This is a genomic window from Enterobacter sp. R4-368 (assembly GCF_000410515.1).
In the GTDB taxonomy this organism is placed as follows: domain Bacteria; phylum Pseudomonadota; class Gammaproteobacteria; order Enterobacterales; family Enterobacteriaceae; genus Kosakonia.
On sequence record NC_021500.1, the window covers coordinates 3,554,118 to 3,571,571 of the forward strand.

18 protein-coding genes are annotated in these 17,454 nt (G+C 56.5%); 14 read left to right on the forward strand and 4 right to left on the reverse strand.

Annotated features, from left to right (window positions below; translation table 11 throughout):
* The first annotated feature begins 136 nt into the window (after positions 1–136).
* Positions 137–1,519 (forward strand): UDP-N-acetylmuramate:L-alanyl-gamma-D-glutamyl-meso-diaminopimelate ligase, encoded by a 1,383-nt coding sequence (gene mpl / locus H650_RS16675; protein ID WP_020456281.1) that lies wholly within the window; start codon positions 137–139, stop codon positions 1,517–1,519.
* 61 nt (positions 1,520–1,580) lie between these two features.
* Here mpl and H650_RS16680 read toward each other — a convergent pair whose 3' ends face one another.
* Both H650_RS16680 and yjgA read right to left on the reverse strand, forming a co-directional pair.
* Positions 1,581–2,789, reverse strand: coding sequence for an aldose 1-epimerase family protein (locus H650_RS16680; RefSeq protein ID WP_020456282.1), 1,209 nt, complete (start codon positions 2,787–2,789; stop codon positions 1,581–1,583).
* 303 nt (positions 2,790–3,092) lie between these two features.
* Positions 3,093–3,647: a ribosome biogenesis factor YjgA gene (yjgA, locus tag H650_RS16685; RefSeq protein ID WP_017459116.1), complete on the reverse strand. Its 555-nt coding sequence runs from the start codon at positions 3,645–3,647 to the stop codon at positions 3,093–3,095.
* Positions 3,648–3,742: 95 nt separating this feature from the next.
* Here yjgA and pmbA point away from each other — a divergent pair, with 95 nt between their 5' ends.
* Positions 3,743–5,095: a metalloprotease PmbA gene (gene pmbA, locus H650_RS16690; protein ID WP_044489553.1), complete on the forward strand. Its 1,353-nt coding sequence runs from the start codon at positions 3,743–3,745 to the stop codon at positions 5,093–5,095.
* 57 nt (positions 5,096–5,152) lie between these two features.
* Positions 5,153–5,539: a cytochrome b562 gene (gene cybC / locus H650_RS16695; protein ID WP_020456284.1), complete on the forward strand. Its 387-nt coding sequence runs from the start codon at positions 5,153–5,155 to the stop codon at positions 5,537–5,539.
* 129 nt (positions 5,540–5,668) lie between these two features.
* Here the strand turns inward: cybC and H650_RS16700 are convergent, their stop codons facing one another.
* The gene (locus H650_RS16700; protein WP_020456285.1) at positions 5,669–6,631 is read right to left on the reverse strand and encodes a quinone oxidoreductase family protein; all 963 of its coding nucleotides are present in this window, start codon (positions 6,629–6,631) and stop codon (positions 5,669–5,671) included.
* Between the two features lie 109 nt (positions 6,632–6,740).
* Here H650_RS16700 and H650_RS16705 point away from each other — a divergent pair, with 109 nt between their 5' ends.
* From H650_RS16705 to H650_RS16755, 11 genes are all read left to right on the forward strand, one after another.
* The gene (locus H650_RS16705; protein ID WP_020456286.1) at positions 6,741–7,634 is read left to right on the forward strand and encodes a LysR family transcriptional regulator; all 894 of its coding nucleotides are present in this window, start codon (positions 6,741–6,743) and stop codon (positions 7,632–7,634) included.
* A gap of 250 nt (positions 7,635–7,884) precedes the next feature.
* Positions 7,885–8,220 carry a glycine dehydrogenase gene (locus H650_RS16710; protein WP_020456287.1) on the forward strand — a complete coding sequence of 112 codons (336 nt, stop codon included), beginning with the start codon at positions 7,885–7,887 and terminating at the stop codon, positions 8,218–8,220.
* A gap of 10 nt (positions 8,221–8,230) precedes the next feature.
* Positions 8,231–8,593, forward strand: coding sequence for an SFCGS family glycine-rich protein (locus H650_RS16715; protein ID WP_020456288.1), 363 nt, complete (start codon positions 8,231–8,233; stop codon positions 8,591–8,593).
* A gap of 2 nt (positions 8,594–8,595) precedes the next feature.
* Entirely contained in the window at positions 8,596–8,892 is a 297-nt protein-coding gene (locus H650_RS16720) for a DUF4312 family protein (RefSeq protein WP_020456289.1), read from the forward strand.
* Between the two features lie 51 nt (positions 8,893–8,943).
* Positions 8,944–9,720: a DUF4311 domain-containing protein gene (locus tag H650_RS16725; RefSeq protein WP_017459108.1), complete on the forward strand. Its 777-nt coding sequence runs from the start codon at positions 8,944–8,946 to the stop codon at positions 9,718–9,720.
* A 9-nt stretch (positions 9,721–9,729) separates the two neighbouring features.
* Entirely contained in the window at positions 9,730–10,371 is a 642-nt protein-coding gene (locus H650_RS16730; RefSeq protein WP_020456290.1) for a DUF4310 family protein, read from the forward strand.
* 42 nt (positions 10,372–10,413) lie between these two features.
* Positions 10,414–11,547, forward strand: coding sequence for an amidohydrolase/deacetylase family metallohydrolase (locus tag H650_RS16735; protein WP_020456291.1), 1,134 nt, complete (start codon positions 10,414–10,416; stop codon positions 11,545–11,547).
* Positions 11,531–12,649 (forward strand): DgaE family pyridoxal phosphate-dependent ammonia lyase, encoded by a 1,119-nt coding sequence (locus H650_RS16740; RefSeq protein ID WP_020456292.1) that lies wholly within the window; start codon positions 11,531–11,533, stop codon positions 12,647–12,649. Before H650_RS16735 ends, H650_RS16740 begins: the two co-directional genes overlap by 17 nt.
* Entirely contained in the window at positions 12,646–13,386 is a 741-nt protein-coding gene (gene dagF, locus H650_RS16745) for a 2-dehydro-3-deoxy-phosphogluconate aldolase (RefSeq protein ID WP_020456293.1), read from the forward strand. Before H650_RS16740 ends, dagF begins: the two co-directional genes overlap by 4 nt.
* Positions 13,387–13,442: 56 nt before the next feature.
* Positions 13,443–14,591 carry a lactonase family protein gene (locus H650_RS16750; RefSeq protein ID WP_020456294.1) on the forward strand — a complete coding sequence of 383 codons (1,149 nt, stop codon included), beginning with the start codon at positions 13,443–13,445 and terminating at the stop codon, positions 14,589–14,591.
* A 14-nt stretch (positions 14,592–14,605) separates the two neighbouring features.
* Positions 14,606–16,516: a BglG family transcription antiterminator gene (locus H650_RS16755; RefSeq protein ID WP_020456295.1), complete on the forward strand. Its 1,911-nt coding sequence runs from the start codon at positions 14,606–14,608 to the stop codon at positions 16,514–16,516.
* Positions 16,517–16,550: 34 nt separating this feature from the next.
* Here the strand turns inward: H650_RS16755 and H650_RS16760 are convergent, their stop codons facing one another.
* Positions 16,551–17,384, reverse strand: coding sequence for an oxidoreductase (locus H650_RS16760; RefSeq protein ID WP_020456296.1), 834 nt, complete (start codon positions 17,382–17,384; stop codon positions 16,551–16,553).
* Positions 17,385–17,454 lie beyond the last annotated feature (70 nt).

The window sequence follows — 17,454 nt, forward strand, 5'->3', positions numbered from 1 at the left end:
AACAATACTAACAAACATTCAAAAGCTCGCGCACAGGTGAATCGCGCCAGCTATATGCGGATTATCCTGAAATGCATTTCTCTGTGCGTAAACATATGAGTAAAATGTGCGCCAGTTTAAGAAAGGATAACGACGTATGCGCATTCATATATTGGGGATTTGTGGCACTTTCATGGGCGGGCTGGCAATGCTGGCGCGCTCGCTGGGACACCAGGTAACGGGCTCGGACGACAGTGTCTATCCGCCGATGAGCACGCTGCTTGAGAATCAAGGGATTGAACTGATTGAAGGTTATGACGCCAGCCAGCTCGATCCGGTGCCGGATTTGGTCATCATCGGCAACGTGATGAAGCGCGGTAATCCCTGTGTGGAAGCGGTGCTGGAAAAGAACATTCCGTTTATGTCGGGCCCGCAATGGCTCCATGACTTTGTGCTGCGCGACCGTTGGGTTGTCGCCATTGCCGGTACGCACGGTAAAACCACCACCGCTGGCATGGCGACCTGGATTCTGGAAGCCTGCGGTTACAAACCGGGCTTCGTGATTGGCGGCGTACCGGGCAATTTTGATGTATCCGCGCGTCTGGGTGAGAGCCCGTTCTTCGTGATTGAAGCCGATGAATATGACTGCGCCTTCTTCGACAAACGTTCCAAATTTGTCCATTACTGCCCGCGCACGCTGGTGCTCAATAATCTTGAGTTTGACCACGCGGATATTTTCGATGACCTGAAAGCGATTCAGAAACAGTTCCACCACCTGGTGCGCATCGTGCCGGGGCAGGGGAAAATCATCTGGCCGGAAAACGACATCAACCTGAAACAGACGATGGCGATGGGCTGCTGGAGCGAGCAGGAGCTGGTGGGCGAGCAGGGCCACTGGCAGGCGAAAAAACTGAATACTGACGCCTCCAGTTGGGAAGTGTGGCTGGATAACGAATGCGTAGGCCAGGTGAACTGGGGTCTGGTGGGCGAGCACAACATGCATAACGGCCTGATGGCGATTGCCGCTGCGCGTCATGTTGGTGTTGCCCCGGCAGATGCGGCGAACGCGCTGGGCTCTTTCATCAATGCGCGCCGACGTCTGGAGCTGCGTGGCGAAGCCAATGGCGTGACCGTGTATGACGACTTTGCCCATCACCCGACGGCAATCCTGGCAACCCTCGCGGCGCTGCGCGGGAAAGTGGGCGGCACCGCGAAAATTATCGCCGTGCTGGAGCCACGCTCAAACACCATGAAAATGGGCATCTGCAAAGCCGATCTGGCTCCGTCGCTGGGACGTGCCGACGAAGTGTACCTGCTGCAGCCGCCGCATATTCCCTGGCAGGTGGCGGAAGTGGCGGATGCCTGCGTACAGCCTGCGTACTGGAGTGCGGATGTAGATACGCTGGCGGAGATGATTGTCAAAAGCGCCCAGCCGGGCGATCACATTCTGGTGATGAGCAACGGCGGGTTTGGCAGTATCCACCAGAAACTGCTGGACGGACTGGCGAAAAAAGCGCAACTCGCTGCTGAAAGCGCCTGATTAGATAAGCCGAATAAAAAACCGCGCCTGAAACCTGGCGCGGTTTTTTTATGCCTGCGCGTTACTCTTTCGCCATCGGCGTTTCAATCGACTGCGGGGTTTTGCTGCCCTGAATTTCCTGCACGCGTTTCTCTACTTCAGCCACCTGACCGCTGTTGTGCAGCAACGTATAGGTTAAATCGAAGCGGGTGCTCTGGCCTGGTTGCAACTGTTTCACGCGTTTTTGTTCACGCTCAATGGTCACCGGGTAGGCGTAGCTGGTGCCCGGCTCGATACCGGTGACGTAGCCCTGTTTTTCCGTGTCGGTATTTTTCCACAGCGTCAGCACCGGCAACTGTTCAGTGTTATAGCTGATCGCCACGCCTTTATCTCCGGCCCTGTTGAGCAGTGCCGCGACAGTCTGTTTACTGGCGTCGGCCAGCGGCTTGATATTAAACACCATTTCGTCGAAGCCCTTGGTTGGCCCAGCGTAGGTTTGCCACTCTTTCAGCCCCTTTTTAGCGTAATCATTGAACGGGCTGACGTTTTCATACGGCGTAATAAAGCGCGCGCCCTGTTCAAGGATCGGTTTGCTGAAGTTGCTGTGGTAGATGATTTGGTAATCGTGCGGATAGTCAGCATGGTTGGTCAGCACGTCATGCAGGCTGAAACTGTTGCTGCCCGGAATGTAGCGCAACTCCATTTCCGTTTGCAAATCCGCTTTTTTGAAGGTGCTCTCTTTCACTAATCCGCGAATGCGAATTTCATAGGGTGCCGTTTCGCTAACATCGACGGAAACCTGCGAAGCGGGCGTGTTACCCACTTTGCCATGCAGGGTGTAAATCTGTCCGTCCGCCGTTACCGGATGGCCGGTCCACTCGTAACCGCAGCGCACCACCATCTCGTTGAAACCTTCCAGCCAGCCGAGTCCGTTGCGGCTTTCTAGGTTGATGAATGCCGGGTTAACGACCTCTTTTACCGGTGAATTCCAGCCCATATGCACACCAAAACCGTCTGCATAGAGTAAATTCATCCCGCGCGTCGGGCTCAGTGCGATAGTCAGGCCGTTTTTACTGCTCAGTTTGATAACTTTGCTGCCCTCTTGTTTGCCACCATGCAGTACCACCTGCTCAATGCTGAACTGCTGATCTTTGATGTTCAGCTGATCGCTGCTGATGCGCCAGTTTCCCTGCTCAACGCCGCCTTCAGCACTTGTCAGCACCCAGGTTTTCGCCATTACCGGAGCAGATACAAGCAGGGCAAGTGCGGAAAGCATTACGGTTTTTTTCATCATTTCGTCCTTTTTAGCTGAATCGATTATTTGCACCACGGCTGAAATCTACGTTTTGCGCAGGGGAGAAAATGTGATCCGTTTCATTTGGTGAAAATGAGCGAGGATGAGAATGAAAATAGCTGATATTGATCGCATTTATCTATGAAATGAAAGATATATGCGTGATAAATATGTGATAGAGAACGTTTTTAGCTTTAACGATTCAGCTAAATTTTGATCGCATTAAGAAGGGAATAAATGAAACAGGAAAAGGGAAGTGGGAAAAGCCCTCTCCCGCAGGAGAGGGATAATGCAGAAAGATTATTGCTCGCTGGTTTCAGCCAGTTCACGCAGATACTGGAAGATTAAACGCGCGGATTTCGGCGGTTTGTTCCCTTCTTTCTCTTTTTTCGCATTACGGATCAGCGAACGTAACTGCTGGCGGTCAGCATCCGGCCACAGGTTCAGCACCTCTGGCACCGCATCATCACCCTCTTCAATCAGGCGATCGCGGATCTGCTCCAGCTTGTGGAAAAAGGCAACTTGCTGGTTGTGGCGGTTTTTCAGCTTATCCAGCGCCTGGCGAATCGGATCGACATCGCGCTGACGCAGCATTTTACCGATCAACTGCAACTGACGGCGGCGACCCTCTTTCTTAATGCGCTGCGCCAGCTCAATAGCGTCGCGCAGATCCTGGTCGAGCGGGAGTTTATCCAGCGCGTTTTTACCAAGATCGACCATTTCCGCGCCGAGCTGCTTTAACTCTTCAGCATCGCGCTTAATTTCACTCTTACTGACCCAGATGATCTCGTCATCTTCGTCTTCAATATCATCACCGGGCACGTCGTCGAGCCAGTCGTCGGGCTGCTTTGTCATCTCAGGCTCCTTAAAAAAAGAGGCTAATGTTACCAGTTAAGGCGCGCACTGAAAAACGGTTCTCTGTTAGACTTCAAAGAATCTCTCCCTTAATTATGGCATTGGCAATGAAAGTAATCACACAAGTTGCACAACAACGCAAAACGCTGGAAGAGGCGGTTTCCACAGCGCTGGAATTAGCTGCCGGAAAAGCGGACGGTGCGGAAGTGGCTGTCAGCAAAACCACCGGGATCGGCGTGAGCACGCGCTACGGCGAAGTGGAGAATGTCGAATTTAACAGCGATGGGGCTCTGGGGATAACCGTTTATCACCAGAACCGTAAAGGCAGCGCCTCGTCAACCGATCTCAGCCCGGACGCGATTGCCCGCACCGTACAGGCGGCGCTCGATATCGCGCGTTACACTTCGCCGGATCCTTACGCGGGCGTGGCAGATAAAGATCTGCTGGCGTTTGAGGCACCCGATCTTGACCTGTTCCACCCGGCGGAAGTGACGCCGGATGAAGCCATCGAATGGGCCGCGCGCGCCGAGCAGGCGGCGCTGAAAGCGGATAAACGCATTAATAATACCGAAGGTGGCAGCTTCAATAGCCATTACGGCATTAAAGTCTTCGGTAATAGCCACGGCATGCTGCAAAGCTACTGTTCCACGCGCCACTCGCTGTCGAGCTGCGTGATTGCCGAAGAGAATGGCGACATGGAGCGCGATTACGCGTACACCATCAGCCGTGATATTAACGAACTGCAAACGCCGGAGTGGGTGGGCGAAGAGTGTGCGCGTCGCACGTTGTCCCGCCTGTCGCCGCGCAAGCTGCCGACCATGAAAGCGCCGGTCATTTTCGGCCACGAAGTAGCGACCGGCCTGTTTGGTCACCTGGTGGGGGCGATTGCCGGTGGTTCTGTCTACCGCAAATCGACGTTTCTGCTGGACTATCTTGGCAAGCAGATCCTGCCAGAGTGGCTGACTATTGAAGAACATCCGCACCTGCTTAAAGGGCTGGCATCTTCACCGTTCGACAGCGAAGGCGTGCGTACCGAACGCCGCGATATCGTGAAAGATGGCGTACTGATGCAGTGGCTGCTGACCAATTATTCCGCGCGTAAGCTGGGGCTGAAAAGCACCGGACATGCGGGCGGTATCCATAACTGGCGCATTGCCGGACGCGGCTTGAGCTTTGAACAGATGCTAAAAGAGATGGGCACCGGGCTTGTGGTCACCGAGCTGATGGGCCAGGGCGTGAGCGGCATTACCGGTGATTATTCGCGCGGTGCGTCCGGTTTTTGGGTAGAAAATGGTGAAATCCAGTACCCGGTGAGCGAAATTACCATTGCAGGAAATTTGAAAGATATGTGGCGTAATATCGTTACCGTTGGTGACGATATCGAACACCGTAGCAATATTCAGTGTGGTTCAGTGTTACTCCCGGAGATGAAAATCGCCGGACAATAACTCCGTGGCGCACAGAGTTGCGCCTTTAGCGTGAATAATAAAAAAAGGAAGTGAGCAATGCGTAAAAACCTGTTAGCGATCCTTGCTGTGTCATCGTTGTTTGTTGGATCGTCGGTGTTCGCCGCCGATCTCGAAGATGATATGGGCACCCTGAATGACAATCTGAAAGTGGTGCAGAAAACCAGCGACGCTGGCGAGATGAAAGATGCATTAACCAAAATGCGTACCGCTGCGCTGGATGCACAAAAAGCGACGCCGCCGAAACTGGAAGGTAAAGCGGCAGATAGCGCGGAGATGAAAGATTATCGTCACGGCTTTGATGTGCTGGTCGGGCAGATTGACGGCGCGCTGAAACTGGCTAACGAAGGCAAAGTGAAAGAGGCGCAGGACGCCGCCAAAGGGTTCATTGATACCCGCAATACGTATCACAAGAAATACCGTTAATTCGGTATCTGATTAAACGAAGCGGGGCAATCGCCCCGCTTTTTACTTCAGCTTCTCGACCGGCATTTCCGGTGTCCGCTTTTTATTATGTGCTTCCCTGGTGCTGTTTCATTTTTAAAACGCGTTATGTCAGGGGATCAAAATCACCTTCCCGCTAAACTCTCTGTTTTCCAGCAAGTCATGCGCCTCTTTACCCCGATAGAGCGGAAAAGATGTCACCTCCGGCAATTTAATATGTCCTGCTTTCAGCAGCGCAAACAGGCGATCGGCGCGACGCTGCCGCTCGTGCTGCGAGGTCAGATAAGTCCACAGATCGGCACCGATAACGCCGGTGGAACGCAACAAAAACTGCGCCGGATCCGGCGTGGGGATCGTGCCGCCGGACATACCGAACAGCACAACGCGCCCGCCATCTTTCAGGCTGTCCAGGCTTTGTTGCAGTGTGCTGCCAACCGAATCAAACACGATATCGCAACCCGGCGTATGCCAGGCGCGAACCTTTTCAGGCCATGAGTCGTAATCGGCGGCGGCGTCTGCGCCGTTACGCAGGCAGAGGCGTTGCTTGGCTTGGTTTGAAGCCACGGCGAACACCTGCACCCCCCGGTGTACCAGCATTTGCGTCAGCAGGCTGCCCACGCCGCCAGCGGCGGCCAGCACGGCGACACGCATGCCGGGTAGCACCGGTAACACATCATGCACCAGATAATCTGCGGTTAAGCCTTGCAACAGAATTGACGCGGCCTGCGCTTCAGAAAGCCAGTCGGGAAGGCGAATGGCGTTTTCCTGCGCCACCACAATATGGCTGGCGTGCGCCAGCGGCACATCGGCAAAACCCACGCGATCGCCCGGCTGCCAGCCGCTTACCCCGCTTCCCACGGCAATCACCTGACCGGCGCCTTCATACCCGGCAACCCAGGGGGCGCTTCCTGCCAGCGGGTAACGCCCCTGGCGGCGATAAATATCCGCAAAATTCAGCCCGGCGGCAGACACGTCAACCAGCAACTCACCCGCGCCGGGCTGCGGCGTAGGGTGATTGTGCAGGTACAGCACATCCGATGCGCCAAATTCATTGAAAACCAGCGATTGCATCATTAAGAACCCAATAAACGATAATGGCGCTATTATTTCCCGCGTCCTGTTGCGGATAAATGGGGCGTTGTTATCTTCATTTGATACTGTGGGTTTAGAATGCGGGTGGAAAATGGATTATCTCAAATGCGTTGAGTCGTTTGTCAGCACCATCAAGTTCGGCAGTTTTACCGCCGCCGCCGACTCGTTAGGCATCACGCCGGCAATGGTCGGTAAACATGTGCGCGAACTCGAGCGTCGTACCGGTTGCAAGCTGCTGCACCGCACCACGCGCCGCCAGGGTCTCACCGAAGCGGGCCAGCGTTTTTACCAGTATGGTCTGCAAATCCTCGCCACCGTTCGCGAAGCAGACGGGTTAGCCAGTCATCTTTATGAAAATGTCTCTGGCCTGCTGCGCATCAGCGCGCCGGTGGCCTGGGGCAACCATGTCTTAACGCCGATCCTGTCACGTTTTTTACAGCAATATCCCGGCGTGAATGCGGAAATAGTGCTGGGCGATCGCAAAGTCTCGCTGATTGAGGAGCGCTTCCAGCTCGCTGTGCGCGTCGGCGCTGTCCAAGATGAAGGGATGATTGCCATTCCGCTGGCGCCGTACCAGATGATCCTCGCCGCATCGCCAGACTATTTAGCGCGACACGGCACGCCCGAAACCCCGGAAGAGTTGAAACAGCACCACTGCATCAGTTTTAGCCAGTGGCGATCCGATCACAGCTGGCAGCTGCAAGGGCCGGACGGTAAGCAAGAGGTGGCGATTACCCCGCGGCTGATGGTGGATTCCGGCGAGGCGATTCGCCAGGCGGCGCTGGCCGGGCTGGGGATTGTGCAGCACGCCGACATCATGTTGCAGCGGGATATCGACGCAGGTCGCCTGTGTGCCGTACTGCCGGGCTATTTACCGCCACCGCGCCCGATGCACTTATTACATTTACCCGGCAGGCCGTTGCTGCCGCTGGTGTCATCATTCACAGATTATCTGTTGCGGGCGCTGAACAACGGGCAGGAATAAGTAAACCTTATTCACCTCACACTTTTCCTCTCCCGCCCGCCGTTTTTTTGTGCTTTTGGGCTGCCGTTTTTCCGCCGCTTTTGGTCAAAATTGTGACCGCAATACAGTGAAAAATCCCTCAGCGGCCTCATTTTGAGGCGCAGATCACTAAAGCCTTCCGCGTTTCCACTTCGAAGTGGAAAACTCCTCGCTACAAACTCTTAACCTGCAACGTTAGTTTTATTCCGAAGCCATTAACGGGGTACGACGAGTGAATAACGGAGCGGTAATAAACGACGCGGAGCAGGCTGCGCAAACGGCAACCCTCGCTGAACGCATGCTGAAGCAGGTGTATGCCTTACTCAGTTCTCAGAACATTACGCCGAACGCGGTGCAGCAACAGATGCTGACCTCTCATGTCCGCGCTATGGCGCACCGGTCGGTAACCGGCGAACCGCTACCGGAAGTGGATGCCAGCCTGTTTGATGAGATCTCGGCGGATTCCATGAACCTTGCCCGCGACGTCGTGGCGGCCTTTGGCAACCTTCCGGAAGAAGAAGCCTGGCTGCTGTCGGTGCATTTCGAAGTGGCGAAAGACAACCTTTAAGGAGCGAACAATGGAACAGATTACCGTAGTGATTGGCGACCGTCTGGGGAAAGGCCAGAAAGTGGCGGCCGGTGTAGAAAAAGCGGGCGGCCGCGCGGTGGTCGTGCCGGGCGTGGCGGCGGATATGAAACTTGGCGACGTGATGAAAGCGGAAAACGCCACCTTTGGCATCTCCTTTTGCGGCAGCGGCGGCGCGGGCGCTATCACCGCGCAAAACAAACATGGCTACAAAGCCAAATATGGCATGCGTTCTGTGGAAGAGGGCGTGACGGCGATTAACGAAGGCTGCAACGTGCTGGGCTTTGGCTTTATGGACAAAGAAGAGTTAGGCGAGCGTCTGGTGCAGGCGTGGCAGAAAAAATACGGCGCATAACCATGAAAGAACAGTTCACCACCACGGTCAGGGTAAAGGGCAAGGGCGATGCGAAAGCGCGCGCCTTCGCCGATGCGCTGAACCATGTTCAGGCCGCGGTGATGAAAACGTCGCCGCACATTTTACTGCGCATTGAGCCACAGGACGTGCAGGTTGTTCAGGCGCAGGAAACGACGCGCAAAGAGGCGTTTTTGTTCCTCTTTCTGCGCCGTATAAGACGCACGTACAGCGTGGAGCTGGACGTCACCGTCAACGTGACCGCCATCAATCTCGATAAAGTGGATTTCGTCACGCAATAACTCACCGCATACCCCAGAAATCACTATCACAGGGTAGAAGAGGGCAGACTGATGTTCTTAATCATACTAATAAAATCGCTCATTATCGGCGGCCTGGTGGGCGTCGGCGTGGGCGCAGGGGCTGCACGCATGTTCCATGCGCCGACCACGCAAGGGATGGGCGCGTTTCGTACACTGGGCGAACTGAACTCCTGCGAAGGGGACCCGGCTTCGCACTTCTCTTTTGGTCTGGGTTTCTTCTTTAACGCCTGGGCGTCATCCGTTGCGGCGGGGTCGTTCACCCAGGACGTTGACCACCGCATTATTCCGAACTGGGGCGCTGCTGCGTTGATGGTGAAAAACCGCAACGTGGGCGAAACCCTGCACGATCCGAAAAAGATGGCTATCGCCTGCGGCTTGATCGGCATGGTGGTTGTCACCTTCCTCAACCTGACTGCTTCCTCCGTTCCGGCGGCGTTGCAGGTGACAGCGGTGAAAGTGCTGGTTCCGGCCGCAAACCTGCTGGTCAACACCGTGATGCCGGTGATTTTCTGGCTGGCGGCAATTGATGCAGGCAAGAAATCCGGTTTCTGGGCGACCGTTTTTGGCGGCGCGGCGCAGCTCATTATGGGTAACGCCGTACCGGGTCTGGTGTTGGGCATTCTGATTGGTAAAGGTGTGGAAGAGAGCGGCTGGAACCGCGTCACCAAAGTGATGATGACAGCGATTGTCGCGCTGTTTGTGCTGAGCGCGTTCTTCCGCGGCTTTGATCTGAAAATGATCGAGTCCTTCCACCTGAGCGCGCCGGACTGGCTGTCGCTTATCCACAACTCGCTCAGCGGCAAATAAGGAACCGAGATGGAACAGAATAAAGGCTTTTGGTACGCCGACTGGTCATTCCCGATTTTCGTCGGCCTGCTCTCTTCCGGCGTGTTCGCCGGGACACACATGTACTACCTGTACGGCATTGGCGCGTTTAACGAAGTGGCGTTTGTTTCGATGCTGCGTTCCGGCATGGATACCGGCGTTTACGGCGCGGTGGCGGCATTTGGCGCGAGCTTCCTGTTTGCCCGCATTATCGAAGGTTCGCTGGTAGGGATTTTGGATATCGGTGGCGCTATCCAGACCGGGGTGGGGCTTGGCGTGCCGGCGCTGCTGCTCGGCGCGGGCTTTGTCTTCCCGGTGGCGAACTTTGTGGCTTCGCTGGCTACCGGGCTGATCATCGGCCTGGCGATTGGCTATCTGATTATCCTGGCGCGTAAGTTCACCATCAACCAGAGCGACTCCACCTACGGCGCAGACGTGATGATGGGCGCGGGTAACGCGTCCGGCCGCTTCCTTGGCCCGTTGATTATCCTCAGCGCGATGACCGCTTCCATTCCGATTGGTATTGGTTCGCTGATTGGCGCGCTGCTGTTTTACCTCTGGCAGAAGCCGATCACCGGGGGCGCGATCCTCGGCGCGATGCTGCTGGGCTCCATTTTCCCGGTAGCCCTCTGACACCCACGGGCGCTGCGGCGCCCGTTACTCCTGGAGATACGCATGTTTGATTTACTCCTGCGCCGGGCGCGTCTGGTTGACGACACGGTGACGGATATCGCCATCGCGGCGGGCAAAATCGCAGCGCTTGGCGATATCGACGGCCCGGCGGCGAAAAGCGTGGATTTACGCGGCGAACATTATGTCAGCGCTGGGTGGATCGACTCCCATGTCCACTGTTACCCGAACTCACCCATTTATCACGACGAGCCCGATAGCGTCGGCATTCAGACCGGTGTTACCACGGTGATTGATGCCGGTAGCACCGGCGCGGATGACATCGATGATTTCTATGCCATTACCCGTAAGGCGTCGACGGACGTCTATGCGCTGCTGAATATCTCGCGCGTCGGGCTGATTGCGCAAAACGAGCTGGCGAACCTGAATAATATCGACGCCGACGCTGCGCGTGAGGCCATAAAACGCCACCCGGATTTTATTGTCGGCCTGAAAGCGCGCATGAGCAGCAGCGTGGTCGGCGACAACGGCATCACACCGCTGCAACGCGCCAAAGTCATCCAGCAGGAAAACGGCGATTTGCCATTGGTGGTGCATATTGGCAACAACCCGCCAAACCTTGATGAGATTGCTGAACTGCTGACCTCCGGCGACATCATTACCCACTGCTATAACGGCAAACCGAACCGCATTTTGACGCCTTCCGGCGAGCTGCGCGCCTCGGTGACGCGCGCCATTGCGCGCGGGGTGCGGCTTGATGTCGGGCACGGCAGCGCCAGTTTCAGCTTTGCGGTGGCTCAGCAGGCCATCGCGCTGGGTATTTTGCCGCAGACCATCAGCTCCGACATTTACTGCCGCAACCGCATCGATGGCCCGGTGCGCTCGCTGGCGAATGTGATGGCGAAATTCCTCGCCATCGGCATGTCGCTGCCGCAGGTGATCGCCTGTGTGACCGACCACGCCGCTGATGGCCTGCGCCTGCAACATAAAGGGCGTCTTGCCGTGGGTTTCGACGCCGATCTGACCATTTTCGACCTGAAACGCCAGCCGGTGCTGTTCACCGATGCGGAAAACGAGACGTTACAGGCCGAACACATCCTCACGCCGCTTGCCGCCATTCGCGCGGGCAAGGGCTATATGACCGAACAAGGGAGTGCCGAACATGCCTTCGATTTATGATAAGTACCAGCTAAAACAGGTGATTAATGCCTCCGGGCGCATGACGGCGCTCGGCGTTTCCACGCCGCGCCCGGAAGTGGTCGACGCTGTAGTCAGCGGCATGAATCACTACTTCGAAATGAAAGACCTGGTGAATAAAACCGGGGAGTACATTGCAAAACTGCTGGATGTCGAAGGCGCGATCGTGGTGTCGTGCGCTTCCGCCGGCATTGCGCAATCCGTCGCCGCCGTGCTGGTGAAAGACAGCGACTGGCTGCTGGAAAACCTGCACAGCACACCGATTGAGAACAATGAAATCGTACTGCCGCGCGGGCACAACGTTAACTTTGGCGCACCGGTAGGCACCATGGTGGCGCTGGGCGGTGGCAAAGTGGTGGAAGCCGGTTACGCCAATGAATGCTCTGCCGATCAACTGGCGGCGGCAATCTCGCCGCGCACGGCAGCGATCCTCTTTATCAAATCTCATCACTGCGTACAAAAAAGCATGCTCAGCGTGGAGCAGGCCGCCGTGGTGGCACGCAAGCACAACCTGCCGCTGATTGTCGATGCCGCAGCCGAAGAGGATTTGCAGTGCTACTACCGCGCCGGAGCCGACCTCGTTATCTACAGCGGCGCAAAAGCGATTGAAGGGCCAACCAGCGGGCTGGTGATCGGCAAAACGCAGTATGTGGAGTGGGTAAAACGCCAGACGGCGGGCATTGGCCGCGCAATGAAAGTGGGCAAGGAGGGCATTCTCGGCCTGACCTGCGCCATTGAACACTATCTTTCTGCCAGCAAAGAGAGCGGGGCGGAGATGGTCGCCAAAATGACACCGTTTATTGAGCAGCTCAACACGCTAAAAGGCGTGAGTGCGCGCGTGGTGTGGGATAGCGCCGGGCGCGATATTGCCCGCAGCGAAATCAAATTTGATGAAGCCGTCACCGGTATCGCTACCGGCGAGCTGGTCAGCGCCCTGAAACTGGGGGAATACGCCATTTACTTCCGTGGTTATAAAGCCAACGAAGGGATTATCGAAGCCGATGTGCGCAGCGTCACCGCCGATCAACTGACGATCATTTATCGCCGCATCGCCGAAGAACTGAACAAGGGAGCAAATGCATGAAACTGACGCCGAATTTTTACCGCGACCGCGTATGCCTGAACGTGCTGGCGGGCAGCAAAGAGAACGCCAGCGCGATTTACGAGGCCGCGGAAGGCCATGTGCTGGTCGGCGTGCTGTCGAAAAACTACCCCGATGTCGCTACTGCCGTCGCGGATATGCGCGACTACGCGGCGCGTATCGATAATGCACTTTCCGTTGGCCTCGGCGCAGGCGATCCAAACCAGTCGGCCATGGTTAGCGCCATCTCCCGTGAAGTTCAACCGCAGCACGTTAACCAGGTGTTCACCGGCGTGGCGACCAGCCGCGCGCTGCTCGGGCAGAACGACACGGTGGTTAATGGCCTGGTCTCGCCAACCGGTACGCCGGGAAGGGTAAAAATTTCCACCGGGCCGCTGAGCAGCCAGGCGCCAGACGGCATTGTGCCGGTGGAAACCGCCATTGCACTGCTAAAAGATATGGGCGGCAGCTCCATTAAATACTTCCCGATGGGCGGGCTGAAATGCCGCGACGAATTTATCGCCGTGGCGCAAGCCTGTGCGCGCCATGATTTCTGGCTGGAGCCGACCGGCGGCATCGATCTGGACAACTTCAGTGAAATCCTGCAAATCGCGCTGGATGCGGGTGTTCGCAAGGTGATCCCGCATATTTACAGTTCGATCATTGATAAGGCGAGTGGCGACACGCGCCCGGCGGATGTTCGCCAGTTGCTGGACATGACCAAAGCACTGGTGAAGTAAACGATCTTCCCTCCCGATAAGGGAGGGAACCCCCCCTCGTCACGTAAGGAGTCACCATGCTTACCGCTCGTCATCTGCTTACCGTTTCACTTTCTCTGCTGGCAACCAGCGCCATGGCACAAACGCAGTACGCCTGGGTCGGAACCTACAACCCGAACGGCGAAGGGCTTTATCGCTTTACCGTTGATCCGCAATCCGGTGCGCTTGGCAATAAAACGCTGGTCAGTCCGTTGCCGAATGCGGCACAGCTAACGGTGGCGCGGGATGGTAAAACCCTCTACCTCGCCAGCGAAGTGGAAAAGGGCGCGGTGCAGGCGCTGCGTATTGGCGCTAACGGCGAGTTAAGTGTGCTGAACCAGGTGGCGTCCGGCGGTGCCGGACCGGTCTATCTGTCGCTGACGCCGGATGGCCGTTTTCTGCTGGTGGCGAACTATGTCAGCGGGTCGATTGCCGTGCTGCCGGTGAAAGCGGATGGTAGCCTCGGCGAAGCGGTGGATACGCGTCAGGATCAGGGCGAACCGGGAGCCGCGAAACCGGCTGCGGCGGTGGAAGGCAGTTTTGCGATTAGCGATCACAATGGTCCGCATGCGCATATGATCGCCGTCGATCCGAGCGGGAAATTCGTCTTTTCCACCGATCTTGGACTGGATCGCATTTATCAGTATCAGTTTGATGGCAAAACGGGCGCGTTAACGCCGAATGATCCACCCTTTATTAGCGCCTCTTCGCAAGGTGCCGGGCCGCGCCACTTTGTGTTCACGCCAAAGGGCGATGGCCTGTGGCTGATCAATGAAGAAGCCTCGACGCTTACACACTATGCGCTGAACAAAACCACCGGCACGTTGCAGCCGGGGAAAACCTTTTCGGCGCTGCCGAAAGAGTATAAAGGCACCAGTTTTGCCTCCGGGCTGGTATTAAGTGGTGACGGTAAACAGCTGTATGTTGCCAACCGGTTGCATAACAGCATCGCGCACTTTACGGTGAAAGCCGATGGTTCGCTAACCCATCAGGATGATGTCTGGACGCGCGGCGATTACCCGCGCACGCTAACGCTGGCGGAGAATGGCCGCTGGCTATACGTGATGAACCAGCGCAGCGATAACATCACCCGTTTTCGCGTGGAACGCGACGGTAAATTGCAGTTTGAGCCGGACTACACGCCGGTAGGCAGCCCATCTCAGATGGTTATTTCATCTCACCCCTAAGCCTGGAGAGCGACGTGCGATTCCCGAACCAACGTTTGGCGCAACTGTTCATGATGTTGCAAAACGAGACGCTACCGCAGGATGAGCTGGCACAGCGCTTGTCGGTCTCGACGCGTACCGTTCGGGCCGATATCACCGCACTGAACGCTCTGCTGCTGCACCACGGCGCGCAGTTTATTTTGACGCGCGGCAGCGGCTATCAACTGAAAATTGATGACGTCACGCGTTACCAGAGCTTGCAGGCGTCGCGCCCGCGCGCGCTGCGCATTCCGCGTAGCGGGCCGGAGCGGGTGCATTATCTGGTGGTGCGTTTTCTCACCTCCGCCTTCTCGCTCAAGCTGGAAGATCTGGCGGATGAGTGGTTTGTTAGCCGCGCCACGCTGCAAAATGATATGACCGAGGTGCGGGAGTGGTTTTCCCGCTACCGTCTGACGCTGGAAACGCGCCCGCGCCACGGCATGAAACTGTTTGGCAGCGAAATGGCGCTGCGCGCCTGTCTGACGGATCTGTTGTGGGAACTGGCGCAGCAAAATGCCGATAACCCGCTGATCACGGAAGAAGCGCTCAATCCGGGGGTGCCTGAGGCGCTGGCTACTATTCTGCATGACTGTTTTAACCGCCATCATATTCGCCTGACGGATGAGGGCGATCTGTTTATCCGCCTTTACTGCGCGGTGGCGGTTCGCCGCATCAGCGAGGGCTATCCGCTCTCTGAATTCAGCGCCGAAGATGGGGACGAAAATGTCAAAGAGGCGGCGCGGGATATCTCTGCTGCGCTGCAACATCTGGCGGGAAAACCGCTGGCGGCGGCGGAAGAGCACTGGCTGCGGGTGCATATCGCCGGGCGACGCGTGCAGGAGATCGCACCCAGCGCCATCAGCGCCGATGACGACGAAGCGCTGGTCAACTACATCCTTGGCTACATCAACACGCACTATAACTACAACCTGCAAAACGATGACCAGCTACATGCGGATCTGCTCACGCATATCAAAACCATGATCACCCGCGTGCGCTACCAGATAATGATCCCTAACCCGTTGCTGGATAACATTAAACAGCACTACCCCATGGCGTGGGATATGACGCTGGCGGCGGTCTCCAGTTGGGGGAAATACACGCCGTATGTGATCAGCGAAAACGAGATAGGTTTTCTGGTGCTGCATATCGGCGTGGGTCTTGAGCGCCATTACAACGTGGGTTATCAGCGCCAGCCGCGGGTGTTACTGGTGTGCGATGTCGGAAATGCGATGGTGCGGATGATTGAAGCGGTGCTGTCGCGTAAATATCCGCAGATTGTGGTAACACGCACCGTGACGCTGCGTGAGTACGAGCAGTGCGACGGCATCGCGGAAGATTTTGTCATCTCCACCGCGCGGGTAAATGAAAAAGATAAGCCGGTCGTCACCATCGCGCCGTTTCCCAGCGAGTATCAACTGGAGCAGATCGGCAAGCTGGTGCTGGTAGACAGAACGCGGCCGTGGATGCTGGAAAAGTATTTTGATGCCGCGCATTTCCGCATCATTCACGGCGCGATGGATCAACAAACGCTGTTCAACACCTTATGCCATCAGTTGCAGGATGAAGGCTTTGTCGATGCGGAGTTTCTCGATTCGGTGGTCGAGCGCGAAGCGATTGTCAGCACTCTGCTCGGCGAGGGCATTGCGTTGCCGCACGCCCTCGGGCTGCTGGCGAAAAAAACGGTGGTCTACACCGTGCTGGCTCCGCAGGGGATCGCGTGGGGCGATGAAACTGCGCATGTCATCTTCTTGCTGGCGATCAGCAAGAGCGAGTATGAAGAAGCGATGGCTATCTACGATATTTTCGTCACCTTCCTGCGCGAGCGTGTAACGGCGAGGCTCTGTGCCTGCGCGGATTTCGCGTCGTTTAAAAGCGTGGCGATGGAGTCGCTGAGCCGCTTTTGAGCCCATACCGGGGCGCTTGCACGCCCCGTACCCGTTAACCATCGGTAGAGCGGGTCAGTGCCTCCCATGCGTCAATCTCCGCAGCGAGTGCCGCCAGTTTTTCACGCACCAGGCTGAGCGCATCGCTGCCCAGCAGCAGGTGCGCGGGCGGCGTGTCGCTGTCTATTATCGCCAGCATGGCGCGAGCCGCTTTGACGGCATCGCCGGGCTGTTTTCCGCTCTTTTCCTCGCGCGCCTGGCGAATCGGATCAAAAAGCGCATCGTAATCGGCAATGGCGCGCGGGGTGCGGATCATCGAGCGTCCGGCCCACTCGGTACGAAACGATCCCGGCGCTACGGCCGTGACGTGGATACCAAAAGGCTTCACCTCTTTGCCCAGCGTTTCGCTGATCCCTTCCAGCGCGAATTTGCTCCCGCAGTACCAGGCGATCCCCGGCATGGTGATATAACCGCCCATCGAGGTGATATTGATAATGTGCCCGCTGCGGCGCTGGCGCATGCCGGGCAGCACGGCTTTCATCATGGCTGCGGCACCAAATACATTGACGTCGAATTGGTGGCGCATCTCTGCAAGCGAGGACTCTTCCATGATCCCTTCATGGCCGTAACCGGCGTTGTTTACCAGCACGTCGATTGCCCCGATGTGTGATTCAACCTCTGCGACTACGTCATTGATTTGCGCAAAATCAGTGACATCAAGCAAGCGGGCAAACGCCCGATGCGGATGCAGGGCTTCAAATGCCTGCTGCGCGTCGTGGTTGCGCACTGTGCCAATAACGTTGTGGCCCGCCGCCAGTGCTTCCTGCGCCAGCGCGCGACCAAAGCCGCTGCTGACGCCGGTGATAAAAAGTGTTTTTACAGATGACATAACGTCTACTCCCATGAAAAATGGAAGCTGCATAGTATTCTCAGATTTGCTGGCTTTTTAGGCCATATCT